Here is a 16,010-nt window from a genome sequence, read left to right as displayed (position 1 = left end):
TATGGGATATAAGTGTGTCAGATTCTTTTACCGACGATCAGCATCAGGTTGAACATTTTTTAGATGCGATGTGGATGGAGCGGGGACTCTCAGATAATACACTGGTTTCGTACAGAAATGACCTGCTGAAGTTATTAGGCTGGATGAAAGAACAGAACTACCAGCTGGTGTCAGTTGGTGTTTCTGAGTTACAGGCGTATCAGGCCTGGCTGGTCGATCAGATGTATAAACAGACGTCACGGGCGAGAATGCTCTCTGCGATTCGTCGTTTGTTCCAGTATTTATACCGGGAGAAATTCCGTGCGGATGACCCCAGTGCCTTATTAGTCGCCCCCAAATTGCCAAAACGATTACCAAAAGATTTGAGTGAAGCTCAGGTTGAAGCATTGCTCAGTGCGCCGGATACCAATGATCCGCTGGAATTGCGGGATAAAGCCATGCTGGAATTACTTTATGCAACCGGGCTGCGTGTCACAGAACTTGTCAGCCTGACCATGGAAAATCTTAGTTTGCGGCAGGGCGTTGTCCGTGTCATGGGGAAAGGCGATAAAGAAAGATTAGTGCCGGTCGGGGAAAATGCGATAGAGTGGATAGAGGTTTTTCTGCAAAATGGGCGGGGAGTCTTGCTTGGAGACCACTCTTCCGATGTTGTTTTTCCCAGCCGCCGGGCGAAGCAAATGACCCGTCAGACTTTCTGGCACAGGATTAAACATTATGCGATTATTGCCGGGATTGATGCCGAAAAACTATCACCCCATGTGTTAAGACATGCATTTGCAACACATTTACTGAACTATGGTGCAGATCTAAGAGTCGTACAGATGTTGCTCGGACATAGTGACTTATCGACAACACAAATTTATACTCATGTGGCCACTGAAAGATTGAAACAATTACATAGTGAGCACCATCCAAGGGCTTAAATAATAAGGTGAAATATGATGCGCGTTATACGTATCCCCCAGATAATGATTTTATGTTGTACTCTTTTTTCTGTTTTTTCTTACGCGTCAGTGTCGTTTGATAAACAGGAAATTACCAAACGTTTTGAAAAAATCGGCCTGAAAGTACATAACGTTGTACCTTCTCAGGATATCGATGGTTTATTAGAAGTCAGTACGTCAAATGGCACGCTTTTCTCAACACCAGATGGTAAGCTGTTTGTTGCCGGTACACTGTTTAAACTGCATGATGATGGCAGCTATGAAGATGTGATTGCCAAACGTCTTGCTCCAATTCATGCGAAAAAAATCGAAGCGCTGAAAGATCAGATGATCGAATTCAAAGCGAAAGATGAGAAGTATGCTGTCACTGTGTTTACAGATATCACTTGTGGTTACTGTGTTCGCTTACATAGCCAGTTAAAAGAATATAACGATTTAGGCATTACGATCCGTTATCTGGCTTTCCCTCGTCAGGGCGGTAAAGGGCCGGTCGCTGATCATATGGCTGCGATCTGGTGTGCAGATGATCCGCAGAAAGCATTGGAAGATGCCAAAATGAACCGGAAGCAGGTTGAACCAGGCAAAAACATTGACCAGTGCAAGACGATGATTAATAACCATTATGAATTGGGTAAAGAGCTGGGTGTGAAAGGAACGCCTGCAATCTTTTTACCTAATGGCGTGATGGTCGGCGGATATCTTCCTCCCAAAGAATTGCTAAAGCGGTTAGAATCTATCTGATCACGCAGTTTAGTTTCTTAATAAGCCTGGTTTCTTAACAGGCTTAGTTTCTTAAAAAGAGGCCCGGTGTATACCGGGCTTTTAACGATATGATTGAAATAAAAAGAAGACCTCAACCTGATATTTCACTGTTACCGGAAACCATCCCTTCGATACTGCGCCGTCTTTATGTCGGCCGGGGAATCCATGATGTCAGCCAGCTGGAAAAAAGTGCCCGGGCTTTGCACAGCTATCAGCTGTTCAAAGGCATCGATCGAGCCGTTGAGATTCTGTATCAGGCAGTACGTGAGCAGCGCCGGATTATTATTGTCGGAGATTTTGATGCAGACGGAGCGACCAGCACGGCGTTATCTGTACTGGCGCTCAGGATGCTGGGTTGCAGGAATGTTGATTATCTGGTGCCCAACCGGTTTGATGATGGGTATGGATTAAGCCCTGAAGTCGTTGTTCAGGCGATAGACATGGGGGCTGAAGTCATTATGACCGTGGATAACGGCGTGTCTTCTCTGGAAGGTGTTCGTTATGCAAAAACACAGGGTTTGCAGGTTATTGTGACCGATCACCACTTACCTGGCATCACCTTGCCGGAAGCTGATGCGATTGTGAATCCTAATCTGCCTGACTGTGGGTTTCCTTCTAAAGCGCTGGCGGGTGTCGGGGTCGCTTTTTATATCATGATGGCACTTTGCGTACATATGCGGCGGCAGAACTGGTTTGTACAGGCCGGGCTTGTTGAACCCAAGCTAATGACCTTACTGGATTTAGTCGCGCTTGGTACGGTTGCTGATGTGGTTCCGCTGGATGACAACAACCGGGTACTGGTGTATCAGGGGCTTCAGCGGATTAGGGCAGGTCAGACCCGTCCGGGAATTCAGGCGTTAATTGAAGTCGCTAACCGGGATCCCCGGACATTGGTGGCTTCTGATTTTGGCTTCGCTCTGGGGCCGAGAATTAATGCGGCAGGCCGGCTGGACGATATGTCATTCGGTGTTGAGCTGTTGCTGAGCGACAATATCTATGCTGCCCGCCGGATGGCCAGCGAACTGGATGGACTGAACCAGACCCGGAAAGAGATCGAATCCGGTATGAAGCAAGAAGCATTAGCGTTTTGTGAGCGTTTGAAACTTGGCGAGAATGCGGCTTTACCTTTTGGCATTGCCCTGTTTCAGCGTGACTGGCATCAGGGGGTGATTGGTATTTTAGCTTCCCGGATAAAAGATACTTATCACCGCCCTGTGATTGCGTTTGCTGATGCAGGGGAAGGGATTCTGAAAGGTTCATGTCGTTCTGTACCCGGATTACACATGCGGGATGCGCTTGATTTAATTGATACCAGTTCTCCGGATTTGATCCTGAAGTTTGGTGGCCATGCGATGGCTGCCGGATTATCGATTCGGGAGCGCGATTTTGAGCGTTTTTCTGCGCGGTTTGATGAAATTGTGCATGAACTGCTGGATGAGTCTGCACTGAAAGGCGTATTACTCTCTGACGGAGAGTTACTGCCTGAAGAAATATCGATGTATACCGCTGAGATACTCAGGTCTGGCGGGCCATGGGGGCAGGCTTTTCCTGAGCCATTATTTGATGGTGAATTCAGGGTTCTGAGTCAAAAACTGGTCGGAGAGAAGCATTTAAAACTGATGCTGGAGCCTCTGTATAAAGGAATGCCGGGCCATCAAATGGTTGATGCGATTGCTTTTAATGTTGATTTACGCCGCTGGCCGGATCTTTCGGTTAAGAAAGTACACATTGCTTATAAACTTGATATCAATGTTTTCAGAGGGAATCAATCATTACAGTTATTAATTGATCATATCGAAGCCCGAAGTTACTGAAAATTATCGTGAGAGTTGATGAGCCAGGATGTTTCGTTTACTCTCTTTTTTACTGTTTCTTTTATTCTTACATTCTTCTCAAATAAGTATCATTTTTGTAAAAACTGATTGATTTAATATCAGAAAAAATGAATTCATTTTTATCAATATCAACTGATTTCCTCACAAAATATAGTGTTTTCTCTTTCAATTGCGGCCATTTTGCAATTTAACAAGTACATTTATTTTCATATCATCCATTTTGCCTGTGATTAACATTGATTTAATATTTCACGCCCCGAATGTTAACGGCTTGTTAATCATAGGCGGCTTCTATGATTCTGGTCAAATTTTTATCTGGACAAAGAAGTTTTGAATATGTTAATTTCTTCGGCGACCTGAAAATTGGTATTACCAATTGACTCAACAATAATGAATATAAAAATAAAAGAACTATTACTATGGCATATCAAAGGATTCGTCAGCCTAAACTTGCCGATGTGATTGAACAGGAACTTGAACGTTTGATTGTCGAAGGAACGCTCGCGCCCGGACAACAGTTACCTCCTGAGCGTGAACTTGCTAAACAATTTGATGTCTCCCGTCCATCGGTACGTGAAGCGATACAGAGACTCGAAGCAAAACGTCTGCTGACCCGGCGTCATGGCGGCGGAACTTTCGTTACCGAAAACATATGGACGAGTTTTTCTGATCCTTTGCTGGAATTATTATCCAGTCACTCTGAAACTCAGTTAGATTTATTAGAAGCCCGCCATGCCATGGAAGGGATTTCAGCGTATTTTGCCGCTTTGCGTGGCAATGAAGAAGATTTCGAGCGTATTCAGGCCTGTCTCGTAAAAATTCATGAAAAACAGAACGAAAAAAATGTTGAAGCCGAGTCTGCCTGTGTCGTGGAGTTTTTGGTGACGCTCACCGAAGCCTCACATAATGTCGTTTTGCTGCATATTGTCCGAAGCCTTGCACCATTGCTTGAGCAGAACGTACTACAGAATTTAAAACTATTACACCACCGCCCTGAAGTGGTGGACAAAGTAAGTAAGCATCGGGCCAGTATTGTGGATGCTATTGTTGCCGGAGAGCCGGAAAAGGCTCGGGAAATGTCGCATTCACACCTTGCCTATATTGAAGAAACACTGTTGGATTTAACGCGGGAACAAACGCGTCGTGAGCGTTCATTGCGTCGGATTCAGCAGGGTAACGAGTCCTGATTGGCTTGTTATTGTTTGTTTTTAGATCAAACCAACAAAAGGAAAGATCGCATGTCTGACATGAAGCATGACGTAGATGCACTGGAAACTCAGGAGTGGTTGGAAGCTCTTGAATCTGTTGTCCGTGAAGAAGGCGTAGAGCGTGCTCAGTATTTGCTTGAGCAAGTTTTAGAAAAAGCGCGTCTGGATGGTGTTGATATGCCTACGGGTATGACCACCAATTACCTCAATACGATTCCTGCTGATCAGGAACCCGCTTATCCTGGTGACACAACACTTGAGCGTCGTATTCGTTCGATTATCCGTTGGAACGCAATCATGATCGTGCTTCGTGCATCGAAGAAAGATCTTGAACTGGGTGGCCATATGGCTTCATTCCAGTCATCAGCTGCTTTTTATGAAACATGCTTTAACCATTTCTTCCGCGCACCGAATGAAAAAGATGGCGGCGATCTGGTGTATTATCAGGGCCATATTTCTCCGGGAATTTATGCGCGTGCATTCGTCGAAGGCCGTTTAACTGCTGAACAGCTGGATCACTTCCGTCAGGAAGTTGATGGAAAAGGGATTCCTTCTTATCCTCACCCTAAACTGATGCCTGAATTCTGGCAATTCCCGACTGTATCTATGGGTCTTGGACCAATCGCTTCTATTTATCAGGCGCGTTTCCTGAAATATCTTGCAGGTCGTGGCTTGAAAGATACATCAGAACAGCGTGTTTATGCCTTCCTGGGTGATGGTGAAATGGATGAGCCGGAATCACGTGGTGCGATTTCTTTTGCTGCCCGTGAAAAGCTGGACAACCTGTGCTTTGTGATTAACTGTAACCTGCAACGTCTGGATGGACCGGTGATGGGGAATGGTAAAATCATCCAGGAGCTGGAAGGTCTGTTTAAAGGCGCTGGCTGGAACGTAGTGAAAGTGGTTTGGGGAAGTAACTGGGATGCGCTGCTGGCGAAAGATACATCCGGTAAACTGCTTCAGCTGATGAATGAAACCATCGATGGCGACTATCAGACATTCAAGTCTAAAGATGGTGCTTACGTTCGTGAACACTTCTTCGGTAAATATCCTGAAACAGCTGCTTTAGTGGCTGATATGACCGATGATGAAATTTTCGCCCTGAAGCGCGGCGGTCACGATAGTTCGAAACTGTTTGCTGCATTCAAAAATGCACAGGACACCAATGGTCGTCCAACCGTTATTCTGGCTAAAACAGTCAAAGGTTACGGTATGGGTGATGCAGCCGAAGGCAAAAACATTGCGCACCAGGTGAAGAAAATGGACATGACTCATGTGCTTCAGGTGCGTGATCGTCTTGGTCTTCAGGATCTGATTTCTGATGAAGAAGTGAAGAACCTGCCTTATCTGCAACTGGAAGAAGGCTCTAAAGAATTCGAATACCTGCATGCCCGTCGTAAGGCACTGCATGGTTACACGCCTGTGCGTCTGCCGAACTTCTCTGAAGAACTGAAAGTTCCTGAACTGGAAGACTTCAAACCGCTGCTGGAAGAACAGAAGCGTGATATTTCATCCACAATGGCGTTTGTCCGTACACTGAATATTCTGCTGAAAGACAAGAGTATTGGTAAAAATATCGTGCCAATCATTGCCGATGAAGCGCGTACATTCGGGATGGAAGGTCTGTTCCGTCAGATCGGTATCTATAACCCACATGGTCAGACTTATACGCCGGAAGACCGCAGCGTGGTTTCTTACTACAAAGAAGATACAGGCGGTCAGGTACTTCAGGAAGGGATCAACGAACTGGGTGCCATGTCATCATGGGTTGCTGCTGCGACATCATACAGCACCAATGATCTGCCGATGATTCCATTCTACATCTATTACTCAATGTTCGGTTTCCAACGTATCGGTGATATGGCATGGATGGCTGGCGATCAGCAAGCCCGTGGCTTCCTGCTGGGTGGTACTGCCGGCCGGACGACACTCAACGGTGAAGGTCTGCAACACGAAGATGGCCACAGCCATATTCAGGCCGCGACGATTCCGAACTGTATCTCTTATGATCCGACTTTTGCTTATGAAGTTGCCGTGATCATTCAGGACGGTATCCGCCGTATGTATGGTGAACAGGAAAATGTGTACTACTACCTGACACTGATGAATGAAAACTACGCAATGCCGGCAATGCCAGAAGGTGCTGAAGAAGGCATCCGTAAAGGGATTTACAAGCTGGAAACTTATGCGGGTGAGAAAGGTAAAGTTCAGTTGATGGGCTCTGGTACCATCATGAATGAAGTGCGCAAAGCGGCTGGTATTCTGAGTGATGAGTATGGCATTGCTTCTGACGTATTCTCTGTGACTTCATTTAATGAACTGGCCCGTGATGGTCAGGCATGTGAGCGTGACGCGATGCTTCATCCTGAAGCAGAAGCAAAAGTGCCTTATATTACAACCGTTCTTGGCTCTGAACCTGCAATCGCAGCGACAGATTACATGAAAAATTACGCAGAACAGGTTCGTGCTTATGTTCCTGCTGAGTCTTATAAAGTACTGGGTACAGATGGTTTTGGTCGTTCAGACAGCCGCGACAACCTGCGTCGTCACTTTGAAGTGAACGCTGGCTATGTCGTTGTTGCTGCACTGACTGAGCTGGCTAAACGCGGTGATATTGAAAAATCTGTTGTGACTGAAGCAATTAAGAAATTTGATATCGACACTGACAAAACAAACCCACTGTACGCTTAATATAAGGTAGGAAGAACAATGGCAATTGAAATTAATGTTCCAGACATCGGTGCGGATGAGGTTGAAGTAACCGAAATCCTTGTAAGTGTTGGTGACAAAGTTGAAGAAGAACAGTCGCTCATCACAGTAGAAGGTGATAAAGCATCGATGGAAGTTCCTGCCTCTCAGGCAGGGATTGTCAAAGAAATTAAAGTATCCGAAGGCGATAAAGTCTCGACGGGTTCTTTGATTATGATTTTTGAAGCAGAAGGTGCAGCTGAAGCTGCACCAGCACCGGCTGCAGAAGCTGCGCCTGCAGCAGCACCAGCTGCGGCTGAACTGAAAGAAGTTCATGTCCCTGATATCGGTGGTGATGAAGTTGAAGTCACTGAAATCATGGTTGCAGTCGGTGACAGCATTGAAGAAGAACAGTCGCTGATTACCGTTGAGGGTGACAAAGCGTCAATGGAAGTGCCTGCACCATTTGCCGGTACTTTGAAAGAAATCAAAGTGGCTGCGGGTGACAAAGTGTCCACCGGTTCTTTGATTATGGTCTTTGAAGTCGCAGGTTCAGGTGCTGCACCAGCGGCAGCGCCAGCAGCTCAGGCACCCGCTGCACCAGCAGCTTCTGCGATTCAGGAAGTGAATGTTCCTGATATCGGTGGTGATGAAGTTGAAGTGACTGAAATCATGGTTGCAGTTGGTGACACGATTGAAGAAGAACAGTCACTGATCACCGTTGAAGGTGACAAAGCGTCAATGGAAGTGCCTGCACCATTTGCCGGTACAGTGAAAGAAATTAAAGTTGTCGCGGGTGACAAAGTTTCTACCGGTTCTTTGATCATGATGTTTGAAGTTGCAGGTGCTGCGCCAGCGCCTGCCGCTGCGCCAGCTGCGGCTCCGGCACCAGCTGCTGAAGCACCCAAAGCATCAGCGTCTGCCCCTGCTTCAACGGGTGATTTCCAGGAAAATCATGAATATGCGCATGCTTCACCGGTTGTACGTCGCCTGGCTCGTGAATTCGGTGTGAACCTGTCAAAAGTCAAAGGTACTGGCCGTAAGAGCCGTATTCTGAAAGAAGATGTTCAGAATTATGTGAAAGAAGCCTTGAAGCGTCTGGAATCTGGTGCGGCTTCTGGTCAGGGCGATGGCAGTGCATTAGGTCTTCTGCCATGGCCTAAAGTTGACTTTAGTAAGTTTGGTGAAACTGAAGTGAAGCCATTATCCCGGATTAAGAAAATTTCCGGTGCTAACCTGGCACGTAACTGGGTCATGATTCCTCATGTAACTCAGTGGGATAATGCAGATATCACTGAGCTTGAAGCATTCCGCAAAGAGCAGAATGCAATTGAAGCGAAGAAAGACACCGGTATGAAAATCACACCACTTGTCTTTATCATGAAAGCTGCGGCTAAAGCTCTGGAAGCATTCCCGTCATTTAACTCTTCATTGTCAGAAGATGGTGAAAGCCTGATTCTCAAGAAGTATGTTAACATCGGTATTGCGGTTGATACACCAAATGGTCTGGTTGTTCCTGTCTTCAAAGATGTTGATAAAAAAGGCATTTATGAACTGTCTGAAGAGCTGATGGCTGTATCGAAAAAAGCCCGCGCAGGTAAGTTGACTGCAGCTGATATGCAAGGTGGCTGTTTCACGATTTCAAGCCTTGGTGGTTTAGGTGGAACTGCATTTACACCAATTGTAAATGCGCCTGAAGTTGCGATTCTTGGTGTGTCTAAATCAGAGATGAAACCTGTATGGAACGGGAAGGACTTTGTTCCGCGTCTGCAGTTACCATTATCTCTTTCTTATGACCACCGGGTCATTGATGGTGCGGAAGGTGCTCGCTTTATTACTTACCTGAATGGATGTCTGAGTGACATTCGTCGTTTAGTATTGTAATGCCTGAATAGACGAGAAGGCGGTATCATAGCCGCCTTTATTCACAGAATCGTAAGACAGTTGAAGTGATAGATTGTCTTTCATTTGAATTGTTGACTGGCTCACAGGCTTTTGAGGTTTTCTTTTCATATTCTTAACATCTCTGTAAACTTGAGACGTTTTATGAACTGGTTTCGTATTTTCACAGAAAGAATAAGAACCCTCCTATTTGCCTGTTAGGGATAATGACTACAAGAGGTCAAAATGAGCAAAGAAATCAAAGCCCAGGTGGTTGTACTTGGGGCAGGTCCTGCTGGCTACTCCGCTGCTTTTCGCTGTGCAGATTTAGGTCTTGAGACTGTTCTGATTGAACGTTACAGCACACTGGGTGGTGTCTGTCTGAACGTGGGATGTATTCCATCTAAAGCGCTGTTGCACGTTGCTAAAGTGATTGAAGAAGCGAAAGCGCTTGCAGACCACGGTATCGTATTTGGTGAACCCTCAACGGATATCGATAAAATCCGCCTGTGGAAAGAAAAAGTAATTACCCAATTGACGGGTGGTCTTTCCGGTATGGCAAAAATGCGTAAAGTTCAGGTGGTAAACGGCTTTGGTAAATTTACCAGCCCGAACAGTATCGAAGTTGAAGGCGATGATGGTAAAACGGTCGTTAACTTTGATAATGCAATTATTGCTGCGGGTTCTCGTCCGATTAAATTGCCGTTTATTCCTCATGAAGATCCTCGTATCTGGGATTCAACGGATGCACTTGAACTGAAAGAAGTGCCCGGAAAGCTGCTGATTATGGGTGGTGGTATTATCGGTCTGGAAATGGGGACTGTATATCACGCGCTGGGATCTCAGATTGAAGTCGTTGAAATGTTCGATCAGGTGATTCCAGCCGCAGATAAAGACGTTGTGAAAGTCTTTACCAAGCGAATTAAGAATAAGTTCAAGCTGATGCTTGAAACAAAAGTCACGGCTGTTGAAGCGAAAGAAGATGGTATCTACGTTTCAATGGAAGGTAAGAAAGCACCAGCTGAGCCTGAGCGTTATGATGCTGTGCTTGTTGCGATTGGCCGGACCCCGAATGGTAAACTGATTGATGCAGAAAAAGCGGGTGTTGAAGTCGATGACCGTGGCTTTATCAATGTTGATAAGCAATTGCGGACGAATATTCCGCATATTTTTGCAATCGGTGATATTGTTGGTCAGCCAATGCTGGCTCACAAAGGTGTGCATGAAGGTCACGTCGCTGCTGAGGTGATTGCCGGTAAGAAACATTACTTCGACCCGAAAGTCATTCCTTCAATTGCTTATACCGAGCCGGAAGTTGCATGGGTTGGTAAAACTGAAAAAGAAGCGAAAGACGCAGGCATTAACTACGAAGTTGCGACCTTCCCGTGGGCTGCTTCGGGCCGTGCTATCGCTTCAGACTGCTCTGATGGTATGACAAAGCTGATCTTTGATAAAGATACGCATCGTGTCGTCGGTGGTGCGATTGTTGGTACCAATGGTGGTGAGTTGCTGGGTGAAATCGGTCTTGCAATTGAGATGGGCTGTGATGCTGAAGATTTAGCGTTGACCATTCATGCGCACCCAACACTGCATGAGTCGGTTGGACTGGCTGCTGAGGTCTTTGAAGGCACGATTACTGACTTGCCAAATGCGAAAGCGAAAAAGAAAAAATAAGCTTTCTGACTGAATAAAAAACCGCTGCGCGATGCAGCGGTTTTTTTGTTACTGAAAAATCTTTTCAACGATGATAAGCGTTTCAGTTTTGGTTGTGGTTATAAATACAAAGCATGTCCAGATAAACATGTACAAGTTCATCAACTTCTTTTTGATCTTTCAGTCGGTTCACTTGCACAAACAGTGAATACAGGATGCCTAAAAACAGTGAAACCAGATGATCCGGATCATATTGGTTATTCACATCACCACGTTCAATCGCTTTCACAAACATGTTTCTGACCAGAAGTCTGTTGGTATGGTTTGTTGATACAAAGAGTGGCCACACCTCTTCGCGTGTGGATGCACTCCATTCAAACCAGACTTTGATCCAGTGACAGTCGGCAAAAACAAGCTTTGTCATTTCATTAGTTAAATGACGCAGGTTATCTTTAATATATGCGTCAACGTCAATATTGTCTGCCAGAAAATTTGAGAACTGGTGAACAACATGAGTTAATACATCATCGACGAGATCTTCCCGGGTTGGGAAATAGTTGAAGACAGTCGCAACAGAGACCTGTGCGATTTCAGCTATATCTGCATGTCCGCCACGACCGATACCTCTTTTCGCAAACACTTCTAATGCGATTTCCATCAGCTGAAGTTTGCGTTTTTGAGGAGATAAGCGTGTACGAGGGCGTTTTTCTATTGATGCGTCCATAGTTTTTTCCTTGCCAATACGTTGTTAAGAACATACGTTCTAATGATTATTTTATTATTTGTGTTCGATATATGAGTGTAATGGTGCATATAGGCAAGGTCAATTGTTAATATTAATTTTTTGAACATTTTGTTTGTTCAGATTTATTTATGAATTTTTAGTCAGTATTGCCCATTGTTTTACGTAACATTTAACTCATAAATTATCAGTGATACCATACACGCCAGGTATAATCAGTACACCGTTTATGTGATGAAAATGTATGCGGGAAATGCTATTAGGTGAATGAGTTCAGTATGAAACATATAGTTGAAGTGATGATCCCGGAACAGGATGTTCAGAAGCGGGTTCAGGAGTTAGGAAAAGAAATTACAGAATTCTATCAGGATAGCGAAGATTTGGTTTTGGTCGGCTTATTGCGCGGATCGTTCGTTTTTATGGCCGACCTGGCCAGAGCCGTTCAAATCACGCATCAGGTTGATTTCATGACGGCATCCAGTTACGGCAATGCCATGGAAAGTTCTCGGGATGTCAGGATCCTGAAGGATCTTGATGATGATATTAAAGACAAGGATATTCTTCTGGTTGAAGATATTATTGATACCGGTAATACGCTGAGCCGGGTCAAGGAGATTCTGGCTTTGCGGGCACCGCGCTCAATTCGCATCTGTACGCTGCTGGATAAGCCTTCAAGACGTGAAGTTGATGTTCCGGTCGACTGGATTGGTTTTGCCATTCCTGATGAGTTTGTGGTCGGTGTCGGGATTGATTACGCTCAAAAATATCGTCATTTACCTTATATCGGCCGGGTCGTTCCACAGAAGTAATACCAGACTCATTCTGATCAGAAAATAAGTGGAATGAGTATAAACCGGCGCGCAGGTAGCACGATCGTGCTGAAAAAAGACCATGAATACTGAATATGATTTCATGGTCTTTTTTGTGTCTGAGATTTATTTTGCAGCAGCAGGCGCACTTGCATACTGAAATGCTTTGATGACTCTTTTTACACCTGAGATATTGCGGGCCAGCTCTGTTGCTCTGTCAGCATGTACTTTATCCAGATATCCAAACAGAAAGACTTCTTTATCTTCTGTGATCACCTTGACTTTGACACCGCTCAGTTGTTTATCGGTTAACAGCGCTGATTTTACTTTGGTTGTGATCCAGCTATCCTGCCCGATTTCTTCCGTATCAAGGGGGGACCGGGTTCGTATCTGATTATGAATGGATTGAACACCTTTGATATGACGAACATCTTTTTCTAATGAGACCAGAAGGTCGGGGTCTCTGGATTGTCCCATCAGGACGACCTGTCCTCTGAATGAACTGGATACAACCCGGGTTTTTCCGCGGTATGGCGGTTTACGAATCAGGCCGGTGATTTCCGCTTCGATATAGTTGTCATCCCAGATTTCCTGGGTACTCCGGGGATCGGTCATGATATTCGCTGTTGTTGCTGCGCCGGCAATAAACAGCCCTACGCACCCGGTTAACATAATGGTGAGTGATAAAGTAATTAGTAGTGTTAAGTTTTTCATTATTTATTCTTCGTGAGCCGGAAACAGAACTTGATCGATTAAATCACACAGACAATGAAGGGTAACCATGTGAACCTCATGAATTCTTGCTGTTCTGTGAGAAGGAATCCGGATCTCTACATCATTTTCTCCCAGCAAACCTGCCATTTCACCACCATCTTTGCCAGTCAAAGCAATAATGGTCATATCTCTGGTTACTGCTGCTTCCATGGCTTTAATGATATTTTTACTATTACCACTGGTGGAGATTGCCAGCAGAATGTCATTCGTTTGTCCGAAAGCACGGACCTGTTTGGCAAAAATCTCCTGATAACGGTAGTCATTTGCAACGGCTGTCATCGTTGTATTATCTGCAGTTAAAGTCATTGCCGGTAAGCTCGGCCGTTCTGTTTCAAAGCGATTCAGCAGACAGGCTGCAAACTGCTGTGCGTTTGCAGCAGAACCGCCATTACCACAACATAAAATCTTATTGCCATTGAGCAGGCTGGCAACCATGGCCTGAGCCGCATGGGTAATTGCATCCGGAAGGGCTTCTGCGGCTGCAATTTGAATTTGTATGCTTTCAGTGAAGCTGGCTTTTATGCTATCGAGCATGAATTATTCCTGGGTAATTGCATTTTGGTACCAATCGATATCAGCGCCACCCTGATGGATGGCAACAATATCGAAACGAAAATCAGTTGTATAAGGAGACAGGTTCTGTTTTTTGAGCCAGAAAAAAGCGGTTTTGATGAGTTTTTTCGCTTTGCTTTGGGTTACCGCTTCAGCTGCATGCCCGTAAGCACGACTTTTCCGGTATTTGACTTCAACAAATACCAGCGTTGTTTTGTCTTTCATGATCAGATCAATTTCCCCGCTTCTGCAGAAGAAATTTTTTTCGATCAGACGGAGATGATGTCTGGTCAGATAGTCTGCAGCCGTTTGTTCATATTGATGACCTGTCTTGCGGTGATTCACCTCAGAGGTCATCATATTTTCCCCAGCTCAGTTCCTGCTGAACAACACAGCGATTATCAATGCTGAGTAATCCGGTTTGTCCCTGTACCTGATAATCACTAACGGCTTTCATCTGAGATAGTTCCAGCATCAGTGTATACGCATCCATTCCCATGGCTTTCAGGCGTTTCTCACCATTAGAGTCTTTGGGCCAGAGTGAATCCATTTGCTCTTTGACAGAAGCCTGGGGATTGATCAAAAGCGGTATATCACTGAATGTGACACCCGTTAAATCTTCATATTTGTTTTTACCGCTGTTACTCCGCGAGCTTGAGAAGAGCCGGGGCTGAGTCGTATCCGGATTAATCGCCACTTCGATAAATGGCTTGATGAGCGTCAGTTCAGCACTGTTTGCCACGATATAAACCGCGTCCACATCACGACGGCTTCTTGGCTGACTCTTGAGTTTGATGCCAAGCAGAGATTGCATTTGAGCAATGTTTTGCTGACTTTCTTTCAGCCCAAACGCTGTATTGATATCTTTCTGCAGGTGTTTTTTATCACCAAATGTACTGATACTGACCGCATGCTTACTGTATTTTTCCCATTCAGTCCGGAAAGCATCACTCACCCGGTTACCATAATTACCTTGCGGTACCAGTATCATCGGGTACTGATAGCCGAGTCTGAACAGATGTTTGGCAGCCTGAGCTGCTTCCTGTTCAGGAGACAGTGCAAAGTAACAAATGTTTGCATTTTTATCTGTACTTTCGGGAATATTCAATGCCAGCATCTGTATCTGATGGTTTTGCGCCTTTTCAATATCCTGTAAGCGGGTGATGTTTTCTTTTACTAAGGGACCCACGACAAAATCAATATTTTTTTGTTTTATCATCCGGGCTATATTTTGCAGGCTCTGGGCATGTGTATCCATCACCGTCATGGTGATATTGGCATTTCGTTCACGGTTATTCATCATCGCAAACATAAAACCATCCCGGATTAACTGAGCCTGGTGTGAGAACTTGCCGGTAATCGGGAGCAATAACGCGATTTGCTTCGGTGTTGAGATTTTCATCGAGAGTACGGATTGTACTTCCGCAGGCATGTATTTTACCGCGGGATGGTCTTTGTTTTCTGCCAGCCATTTTTCCAGTGTGTTTTTCAACTGAGCGATATTGTTATCCAGTACCTTCATATAAATGGCCAGTTGCAGCCAGCCTGCCAACTGATCTTCATCACTTTCGACGGTTAGTCCGGTAATTTCACTGGCTGAGTAACGGGTCAGGTTCTGCCATATTTGGTGTGCAAGTCTTTCTTTTTGCTGGTCAGAACTATAATTATATTCATTGTTCAGAGCTCTGGCTGTCTCAAAACTACGTCCCAGCCGGGTGAAAAGCGCCGCTCTGGTTTGATAGAATGAAAGCCATTGTTTGTCTTTAAGCTTCCACCAGACTTTAAATGTTAATTGTTTCAGGGCCGTCTTGTATTGTCCGTTATTTAACAGTAGTCTGGCCCGCGCCAGTTGCCATTCAGCCAGTTGTTGTTCTGAAAGTGTTTCTTTTGTGAGTCTGAAGAGGAGCAGATTTGCCTGAGTGACCTGCTTTGCTTTGATCGCTGCTTTGAGCGCCATAATCAGCCAGTCATTGCGGATGGCTCCGTCAGTACTGTCTGCTCTCATCAGGTAGGTCTGAGCGCTCTGGCTTGGTGTTTCCGAAATGTCTGGTCTTGTGGGGACACTGGGCCGAGAGGAGCATGCCACAAGAAAAACGGTTAACATCATTGAGGTGATCAGGCGTACAAAATTGAATCTGGTATGCTTTTTCTTAGCCATGAGT

At 45.1% G+C, this 16,010-nt stretch carries 13 protein-coding genes; 8 read left to right on the top strand and 5 right to left on the bottom strand.

Going from position 1 to position 16,010, the window contains the following annotated elements; genetic code table 11:
* Window positions 1–14: 14 nt before the first annotated feature.
* The 7 genes from xerD (at window position 15) to lpdA (ending at window position 10,992) form a co-directional block, all read left to right on the top strand.
* Entirely contained in the window at window positions 15–923 is a 909-nt protein-coding gene (gene xerD, locus OCV29_RS14755; RefSeq protein ID WP_073602614.1) for a site-specific tyrosine recombinase XerD, read from the top strand.
* Between the two features lie 18 nt (window positions 924–941).
* Window positions 942–1,685, top strand: coding sequence for a bifunctional protein-disulfide isomerase/oxidoreductase DsbC (gene dsbC, locus OCV29_RS14750; RefSeq protein ID WP_073602613.1), 744 nt, complete (start codon window positions 942–944; stop codon window positions 1,683–1,685).
* Window positions 1,686–1,774: 89 nt separating this feature from the next.
* Window positions 1,775–3,520: a single-stranded-DNA-specific exonuclease RecJ gene (gene recJ / locus OCV29_RS14745; RefSeq protein ID WP_073602612.1), complete on the top strand. Its 1,746-nt coding sequence runs from the start codon at window positions 1,775–1,777 to the stop codon at window positions 3,518–3,520.
* Between the two features lie 440 nt (window positions 3,521–3,960).
* The gene (pdhR, locus tag OCV29_RS14740; RefSeq protein ID WP_073602611.1) at window positions 3,961–4,728 is read left to right on the top strand and encodes a pyruvate dehydrogenase complex transcriptional repressor PdhR; all 768 of its coding nucleotides are present in this window, start codon (window positions 3,961–3,963) and stop codon (window positions 4,726–4,728) included.
* A gap of 51 nt (window positions 4,729–4,779) precedes the next feature.
* On the top strand, window positions 4,780–7,440 hold the full coding sequence (gene aceE, locus OCV29_RS14735) for a pyruvate dehydrogenase (acetyl-transferring), homodimeric type (RefSeq protein WP_073602610.1): 2,661 nt from the start codon (window positions 4,780–4,782) through the stop codon (window positions 7,438–7,440).
* Window positions 7,441–7,458: 18 nt separating this feature from the next.
* Window positions 7,459–9,321: a pyruvate dehydrogenase complex dihydrolipoyllysine-residue acetyltransferase gene (aceF, locus tag OCV29_RS14730; protein WP_073602609.1), complete on the top strand. Its 1,863-nt coding sequence runs from the start codon at window positions 7,459–7,461 to the stop codon at window positions 9,319–9,321.
* Between the two features lie 243 nt (window positions 9,322–9,564).
* A complete protein-coding gene (lpdA, locus tag OCV29_RS14725; protein WP_073602608.1) occupies window positions 9,565–10,992 on the top strand; it encodes a dihydrolipoyl dehydrogenase in 1,428 nt (475 codons plus the stop codon).
* Between the two features lie 82 nt (window positions 10,993–11,074).
* Here lpdA and OCV29_RS14720 read toward each other — a convergent pair whose 3' ends face one another.
* Entirely contained in the window at window positions 11,075–11,695 is a 621-nt protein-coding gene (locus OCV29_RS14720) for a LuxR/HapR/OpaR family quorum-sensing transcriptional regulator (RefSeq protein WP_073582999.1), read from the bottom strand.
* A gap of 296 nt (window positions 11,696–11,991) precedes the next feature.
* Here OCV29_RS14720 and hpt point away from each other — a divergent pair, with 296 nt between their 5' ends.
* Entirely contained in the window at window positions 11,992–12,522 is a 531-nt protein-coding gene (gene hpt / locus OCV29_RS14715) for a hypoxanthine phosphoribosyltransferase (RefSeq protein ID WP_073602607.1), read from the top strand.
* Between the two features lie 126 nt (window positions 12,523–12,648).
* Here hpt and OCV29_RS14710 read toward each other — a convergent pair whose 3' ends face one another.
* The 4 genes from OCV29_RS14710 to OCV29_RS14695 are packed head-to-tail and all read right to left on the bottom strand — an operon-like array spanning window position 12,649 to window position 16,006.
* Window positions 12,649–13,236, bottom strand: coding sequence for a BON domain-containing protein (locus OCV29_RS14710; protein ID WP_073602606.1), 588 nt, complete (start codon window positions 13,234–13,236; stop codon window positions 12,649–12,651).
* Window positions 13,237–13,239: 3 nt separating this feature from the next.
* Window positions 13,240–13,830, bottom strand: a complete 591-nt coding sequence (locus tag OCV29_RS14705) for a phosphoheptose isomerase (RefSeq protein ID WP_073602605.1) — start codon at window positions 13,828–13,830, stop codon at window positions 13,240–13,242.
* A gap of 3 nt (window positions 13,831–13,833) precedes the next feature.
* Entirely contained in the window at window positions 13,834–14,208 is a 375-nt protein-coding gene (locus OCV29_RS14700) for a YraN family protein (RefSeq protein WP_073602604.1), read from the bottom strand.
* Window positions 14,195–16,006, bottom strand: a complete 1,812-nt coding sequence (locus OCV29_RS14695) for a penicillin-binding protein activator (protein WP_073602603.1) — start codon at window positions 16,004–16,006, stop codon at window positions 14,195–14,197. The genes OCV29_RS14700 and OCV29_RS14695 overlap by 14 nt, the downstream gene beginning before the upstream one ends.
* Between the last annotated feature and the right edge of the window lie 4 nt (window positions 16,007–16,010).

Origin of the sequence: Vibrio aerogenes, from assembly GCF_024346755.1 — a bacterium.
Classification (GTDB): domain Bacteria; phylum Pseudomonadota; class Gammaproteobacteria; order Enterobacterales; family Vibrionaceae; genus Vibrio; species Vibrio aerogenes.
Note: the sequence above shows the minus strand (reverse complement) of the source record. Positions and strands in the feature narration are given on the sequence as shown.

What these genes read in the sequence shown, in the direction of transcription:
- hpt (WP_073602607.1), top strand. Translation starts at nt 11,992, where the DNA reads ATGAAACATATAGTTGAAGTGATGATCCCGGAACAGGATGTTCAGAAG.
- pdhR (WP_073602611.1), top strand. Translation starts at nt 3,961, where the DNA reads ATGGCATATCAAAGGATTCGTCAGCCTAAACTTGCCGATGTGATTGAA.
- lpdA (WP_073602608.1), top strand. Translation starts at nt 9,565, where the DNA reads ATGAGCAAAGAAATCAAAGCCCAGGTGGTTGTACTTGGGGCAGGTCCT.
- OCV29_RS14720 (WP_073582999.1), bottom strand. Translation starts at nt 11,695, where the DNA reads ATGGACGCATCAATAGAAAAACGCCCTCGTACACGCTTATCTCCTCAA.
- OCV29_RS14705 (WP_073602605.1), bottom strand. Translation starts at nt 13,830, where the DNA reads ATGCTCGATAGCATAAAAGCCAGCTTCACTGAAAGCATACAAATTCAA.
- aceE (WP_073602610.1), top strand. Translation starts at nt 4,780, where the DNA reads ATGTCTGACATGAAGCATGACGTAGATGCACTGGAAACTCAGGAGTGG.
- dsbC (WP_073602613.1), top strand. Translation starts at nt 942, where the DNA reads ATGCGCGTTATACGTATCCCCCAGATAATGATTTTATGTTGTACTCTT.
- OCV29_RS14695 (WP_073602603.1), bottom strand. Translation starts at nt 16,006, where the DNA reads ATGGCTAAGAAAAAGCATACCAGATTCAATTTTGTACGCCTGATCACC.
- OCV29_RS14700 (WP_073602604.1), bottom strand. Translation starts at nt 14,208, where the DNA reads ATGATGACCTCTGAGGTGAATCACCGCAAGACAGGTCATCAATATGAA.
- recJ (WP_073602612.1), top strand. Translation starts at nt 1,775, where the DNA reads ATGATTGAAATAAAAAGAAGACCTCAACCTGATATTTCACTGTTACCG.
- aceF (WP_073602609.1), top strand. Translation starts at nt 7,459, where the DNA reads ATGGCAATTGAAATTAATGTTCCAGACATCGGTGCGGATGAGGTTGAA.
- OCV29_RS14710 (WP_073602606.1), bottom strand. Translation starts at nt 13,236, where the DNA reads ATGAAAAACTTAACACTACTAATTACTTTATCACTCACCATTATGTTA.